A 6,153-nucleotide genomic window follows, 5' to 3' on the forward strand; every position below is an offset into this window, starting at 1 on the left:
GTCACTATGCAATCTCAGGAATCAGAAGCGCTACAGGCCCGCTACCGCCTGGCCTGCGAGCTGGCGAAAGCGGGGGCTGAGCTGGCGTTTGAATACTATCAACAACGCGAAGCGCTGACCGTCGACCATAAAGGCGACGATCTGCAGGATGTGGTCAGCGTGGCCGATAAGCGGGTGGAGGCCTTTGTGAAACAGCGCATTCAGAGCGCGTTTCCGGAGGATGGCTTTCTCGGCGAAGAGAGCGGCGCCCGCCTGTCCGACGCGCGGGTGCTGTGGGTGGTCGACCCCATCGATGGCACCAGCTGTTTCCTCAACGGCCTGCACACCTGGTGCCTATCGCTGGCGATCGTCGCCGACGGCGAACCGGTCATCGGCGTGGTCTATGACCCTAACCATCGCGAGCTGTTTCACGCCCTGCGGGGCCATGGCGCCTGGCTCAACGACGCCCCGATCCGTCCGCACCCCGCGACGACGGTCAGGGAGGGGGTGATGGGCGTCGGCACCTCGCATCGCGTCACCCCGGCGGACTTTCTGCCGTTTCTGCAGGCGCTGCTCAGCGACGGCGGCATGTTTATCCGCAACGGCTCCGGCGCGCTGATGAGCGCCTGGGCGGCGGCAGGCCGGTTGATTGGCTACTACGAGCCGCACATGAACCCGTGGGACGCCCTGCCGGGGCTGGTGCTGATGCGCGAAGCGGGCGGCGCCAGCAACGATTTTCTGGCGCAGGAGGGGATCCAGCGCGGCAACCCGCTGCTGCTGGCCAGCCAGACGCTCTACCCGCAGCTGAAAAAGATGATCCTACAACCATTACATTAACCCTTACGGGTCAGGCTATTTCTGATTATGTACTCTACACAGTAACGATAACTTCATTCACGGACGAACCACATCAATCAGTCAGGCCTCCGACCTGCGGAGAACCACCTATGTCTGGAATTATCGCTTTTTTCCGGGCGTCGCCGCCGAAAGCGGGCGCCGCGTTTGATGAACACCGTTTTCGCCGGGTGCGCTGGCAAACCTTTATCGCCATGACCCTGGCCTACGTCACCTTTTACGTCTGCCGGTTATCGTTCACCGTCGCCAAAAGCGCGCTGGTGGAGTTGGGGATCACCCCGACGGAGCTCGGCATGATCGGCTCCACCCTGTTCTTCAGCTACGCCATCGGCAAACTGGTCAACGGCTTTATCGCCGATCACGCCAACGTGGTGCGCTATATGAGCCTCGGTTTATTGCTCAGCGCCGGGATGAACCTGATGATGGGCATGACCACCAACGCCCTGCTGCTGGCCATCTTCTGGGGGATCAACGGCTGGGCGCAGTCGATGGGCGTCGGCCCCTGCGCGGTCTCGCTGGCGCGCTGGTACGGCGTTAAGGAGCGCGGCACCTTCTATGGCATCTGGTCGACGGCGCATAATATCGGCGAGGCCGTCACCTATATGGTGATCGCCGCGGTGATCGCCGGGTTTGGCTGGCAGATGGGCTACCTGTCCACCGCCGCGCTCGGCGCCGCCGGCGTGGTGCTGCTGGTGCTGTTCATGCACGATTCGCCGCAGAGCAGCGGCTTCCCGTCCATCAACGTCATCCGCGATGAACCGCAGGAGGAGGCCGAAGCCCGCGGCTCGGTGTTTAAAAACCAGCTGCTGGCGCTGCGCAACCCGGCGCTGTGGACCCTCGCCCTCGCCTCCGCCTTTATGCACATCGACCGCTACGCCGTCAACTCCTGGGGGATCTTCTTTCTGGAGCAGGATAAAGCCTATTCCACGCTGGAGGCCTCCGGGATTATCGGCGTCAACGCCATCGCCGGCATCGCCGGGACCATCATCGCCGGCATGCTCTCCGACCGCTTTTTCCCGCGCAACCGCAGCGTGATGGCCGGGTTTATCAGCCTGCTGAACACCGCCGGCTTCGCCCTGATGCTCTGGTCGCCGCACAATTATTACACTGATATTCTGGCGATGATTATCTTCGGGGCAACCATTGGCGCTCTGACCTGCTTCCTCGGCGGGCTGATCGCCGTCGATATCTCCTCGCGCAAAGCGGCGGGGGCCGCGCTCGGCACCATCGGCATCGCCAGCTACGCCGGCGCCGGCCTGGGCGAGTTTCTCACCGGGATCATTATTGATAAAACGGCTATCCTTGAGAACGGCAAAACGCTGTATGATTTCAGCACGTTGGCGCTGTTCTGGGTGGGTACCGGTCTGGGTTCCGCGCTACTCTGTTTTACCACTGCCGCCATCGTCGCCCGGCGCCATGCCGTCGAACGGCAGACCTCGTTCTCCTCATAACCGATTAACGAATTAAGGAAGAAGATATGATGCCTGCAAGACATCAGGGGCTGTTACGCCTGTTTATCGCCTGCGCGCTGCCGCTGCTGGCGCTGCAATCTGCCGCCGCCGCGGACTGGCAGCTGGAGAAAGTGGTGGAGCTTAGCCGCCACGGGATTCGTCCGCCGACGGCCGGCAACCGGGAAGCCATCGAGGCCGCCACCGGACGACCATGGACCGAGTGGACCACCCATGACGGCGAGCTCACCGGTCATGGCTATGCCGCCGTGGTCAATAAAGGGCGTGAGGAAGGCCAGCACTATCGCCAGCTTGGCCTGCTGCAGGCGGGATGCCCGACGGCGGAGTCGATTTACGTGCGCGCCAGCCCGCTGCAGCGGACGCGGGCGACCGCCCAGGCGCTGGTGGATGGCGCCTTCCCCGGCTGCGGCGTCGCTATCCATTACGTCAGCGGGGACGCCGATCCGCTGTTTCAGACCGACAAATTCGCCGCCACGCAAACCGACCCCGCCCGCCAGCTGGCGGCGGTAAAAGAGAAGGCCGGGGATCTGGCGCAGCGTCGGCAGGCGCTGGCGCCGGCCATCCAGCTTTTGAAACAGGCGGTTTGTCAGGCCGATAAGCCCTGCCCGGTCTTCGACACCCCGTGGCAGGTCGAGCAGAGCAAAAGCGGGAAAACCACCATTAGCGGACTGAGCGTGATGGCCAATATGGTGGAGACGCTGCGTCTCGGCTGGAGTGAAAACCTGCCTCTCAGCCAGCTGGCGTGGGGCAAGATCGTCCAGGCCAGTCAGATCACCGCCCTGCTGCCGCTGTTAACGGAAAACTACGATCTGAGCAACGACGTGCTGTATACCGCGCAAAAACGCGGGTCGGTGCTGCTCAACGCCATGCTCGACGGCGTCAAACCAGAGGCGAATCCGAACGTACGCTGGCTGCTGCTGGTGGCCCATGACACCAATATCGCCATGGTGCGCACGCTGATGAACTTTAGCTGGCAGCTGCCTGGCTACAGCCGGGGAAATATCCCGCCGGGCAGTAGCCTGGTGCTGGAGCGCTGGCGCGACGCGAAGAGCGGGGAACGCTATCTGCGGGTCTATTTCCAGGCGCAAGGCCTCGACGACCTGCGTCGTCTGCAGACGCCGGACGCGCAGCACCCGATGCTGCGTCAGGAGTGGCGTCAGCCGGGCTGCCGTCAGACCGACGTCGGTACGCTGTGTCCCTTCCAGGCGGCTATCACCGCGCTGGGTCAGCGTATCGACCGGCCCTCCGCCCCGGCGGTAGCGATGGTCCTGCCGTAGCGGCCAGGCGATTGCCCGGGCCCGGGAAACCGTTTTTTCCAGGCCCGGCACAGGGTCCGCTATCCGTGGTCCGGCGCAAACGCCCCGGCGGCAACTTGCGCCGGGGTGACCACCCCGCTGTCCAGCACCCAGCCGCTAATCAGCCCGGCAGGCGTGACGTCGAACGCCGGATTGTAAACGGCGGCCCCGGTCGGCGCCCACTGTACCGCGCCAAAGCTGCCCGCCACCCCGGTCACTTCCGCCGCGGCGCGCTGCTCAATGGGGATGGCCGCCCCGTTCGGGCAATGGCGGTCGAGGGTCGTCTGCGGCGCAGCGACGTAGAACGGGATCTGGTGGTAATGGGCCAAAACCGCCAGCGAATAGGTGCCGATTTTATTCGCCACATCGCCGTTGGCGGCGATACGGTCGGCGCCGACCCACACCGCATCCACCTGCCCCTGCGCCATCAGGCTGGCGGCCATTGAATCGGTGATCAGCTGATAGGGCACGCCCAGCTCGCCCAGCTCCCACGCGGTTAAACGTCCGCCCTGCAGCAGCGGCCGGGTTTCATCGACCCACACGCTGGCCACCTTTCCCTGCCGGTGCGCCAGCGCGATAACGCCCAGGGCGGTCCCCACCCCGGCGGTCGCCAGGCCACCGGTGTTGCAGTGGGTCAGCAGACGGCTACCGGGCTTCACCAGCGCACTGCCCGCCTCAGCGATGCGGTCGCACAGCTGTTTATCTTCTTCGACCAGACGCAGGGCTTCCGCTTCCAGCGCCTGCGGGTAATCCTCCCGGGGCAGCGCCTGCTTCATGCGATCCAGATTATTCATCAGGTTGACCGCCGTCGGCCGCGCCGCGCGCAGCGTCTCCAGCGCCTGCTGGAGTTCATCCCGGCTCAGGCCGCGCTGGGCCAGCAGGGCCAGCAGCAGGCTGGCGGACAGGCCAATCAACGGCGCGCCGCGCACCCGCAGGGCGTGAATATGGTCCACCAGCAGCGCAACGTTATCCGCCGCCAGCCAGCGTTTTTCCTGCGGCAAGGCCTGCTGGTCGAGAATAAAAAGCTGATTTTCACTCACCCGCAGGCTGGTGGTCTGTAATGTCTGCATGTCGTTAAATCCCTGTTGCGTTGTTGTATCACATTGTGTCAGGATGAAATCCAGAAGTATAGACGTCTGAACGGCTTAATCAGAATTCGAGGATCGAGGCAATGTCGCAATACCATACCTTCACCGCCCACGACGCCGTGGCTTACGCGCAGCAGTTCGCCGGCATCGACAACCCATCTGAGCTGGTCAGCGCGCAGGAAGTGGGCGATGGCAACCTCAATCTGGTGTTTAAAGTGTTCGATCGCCAGGGCGTCAGCCGGGCGATCGTCAAACAGGCCCTGCCCTACGTGCGCTGCGTCGGCGAATCCTGGCCGCTGACCCTTGACCGCGCCCGTCTGGAAGCGCAGACCCTGGTCGCCCACTATCAGCACAGCCCGCAGCACACGGTAAAAATCCATCACTTTGATCCCGAACTGGCGGTGATGGTGATGGAAGATCTTTCTGACCACCGCATCTGGCGCGGGGAGCTTATCGCTAACGTCTACTACCCTCAGGCGGCCCGCCAGCTTGGCGACTATCTGGCGCAGGTGCTGTTTCACACCAGCGATTTCTATCTCCATCCCCACGAGAAAAAGGCGCAGGTGGCGCAGTTTATTAACCCGGCGATGTGCGAGATCACCGAGGATCTGTTCTTTAACGACCCGTATCAGATCCACGCGCGCAATAACTACCCGGCGGAACTGGAGGCCGATGTCGCCGCCCTGCGCGACGACGCCCAGCTTAAGCTGGCGGTGGCGGCGCTGAAGCACCGTTTCTTTGCCCATGCGGAAGCGCTGCTGCACGGCGATATCCACAGCGGGTCGATTTTCGTTGCCGAAGGCAGCCTGAAGGCCATCGACGCCGAGTTCGGCTACTTCGGCCCCATCGGCTTCGATATCGGCACCGCCATCGGCAACCTGCTGCTGAACTACTGCGGCCTGCCGGGCCAGCTCGGCATTCGCGACGCCGCCGCCGCGCGCGAGCAGCGGCTGAACGACATCCACCAGCTGTGGACCACCTTTGCCGAGCGCTTCCAGGCGCTGGCGGCGGAGAAAACCCGCGACGCGGCGCTGGCTTACCCCGGCTACGCCTCCGCCTTTCTGAAAAAGGTCTGGGCGGACGCGGTCGGCTTCTGCGGCAGCGAACTGATCCGCCGCAGCGTCGGGCTGTCGCACGTCGCGGATATCGACACTATCCAGGATGACGCTATGCGGCATGAGTGCCTGCGCCACGCCATTACCCTGGGCAAAGCGCTGATCGTATTGGCCGAGCGTATCGACAGCGTCGACGAGCTGCTGGCGCGGGTGCGCCAGTACAGCTGAGCGCGGCCTGTTGCCCTCACCCCAGCCCTCTCCCCCAGGGAGAGGGAGCAAAGCCTAAAAAGTGCAATCTTCTGGGATTGCCCGGCGGCGCTGCGCTTGCGCGGGCCTACAGATAACCGCATGACGGTTTGATATTGCAGTCTTTTGTAGGCCGGGTAAGGCGAAAGCCGCCACCCGGCAGACA

5 protein-coding genes are annotated in these 6,153 nt (G+C 63.6%); 4 read left to right on the plus strand and 1 reads right to left on the minus strand.

The annotated features are described in order from the left end of the window. Positions 1-6 precede the first annotated feature (6 nt). The 3 genes from AC6CWS_RS13145 (at position 7) to AC6CWS_RS13155 (ending at position 3,580) form a co-directional block, all read left to right on the plus strand. Positions 7-816 carry an inositol monophosphatase family protein gene (locus tag AC6CWS_RS13145; protein WP_023288802.1) on the plus strand — a complete coding sequence of 270 codons (810 nt, stop codon included), beginning with the start codon at positions 7-9 and terminating at the stop codon, positions 814-816. Between the two features lie 110 nt (positions 817-926). After that, positions 927-2,285: an MFS transporter gene (locus tag AC6CWS_RS13150; RefSeq protein WP_140599617.1), complete on the plus strand. Its 1,359-nt coding sequence runs from the start codon at positions 927-929 to the stop codon at positions 2,283-2,285. Between the two features lie 26 nt (positions 2,286-2,311). Continuing rightward, complete coding sequence (locus AC6CWS_RS13155; RefSeq protein ID WP_065882556.1) at positions 2,312-3,580, plus strand: histidine phosphatase family protein; 1,269 nt, start codon at positions 2,312-2,314, stop codon at positions 3,578-3,580. A 59-nt stretch (positions 3,581-3,639) separates the two neighbouring features. Here the strand turns inward: AC6CWS_RS13155 and mtnA are convergent, their stop codons facing one another. Beyond that, entirely contained in the window at positions 3,640-4,668 is a 1,029-nt protein-coding gene (gene mtnA, locus AC6CWS_RS13160) for an S-methyl-5-thioribose-1-phosphate isomerase (RefSeq protein WP_065882557.1), read from the minus strand. A 101-nt stretch (positions 4,669-4,769) separates the two neighbouring features. Here mtnA and mtnK point away from each other — a divergent pair, with 101 nt between their 5' ends. Beyond that, complete coding sequence (gene mtnK, locus AC6CWS_RS13165; RefSeq protein ID WP_023288798.1) at positions 4,770-5,969, plus strand: S-methyl-5-thioribose kinase; 1,200 nt, start codon at positions 4,770-4,772, stop codon at positions 5,967-5,969. The last annotated feature ends 184 nt before the right edge of the window (positions 5,970-6,153 follow it).

The organism is Klebsiella sp. M041, assembly GCF_059759695.1.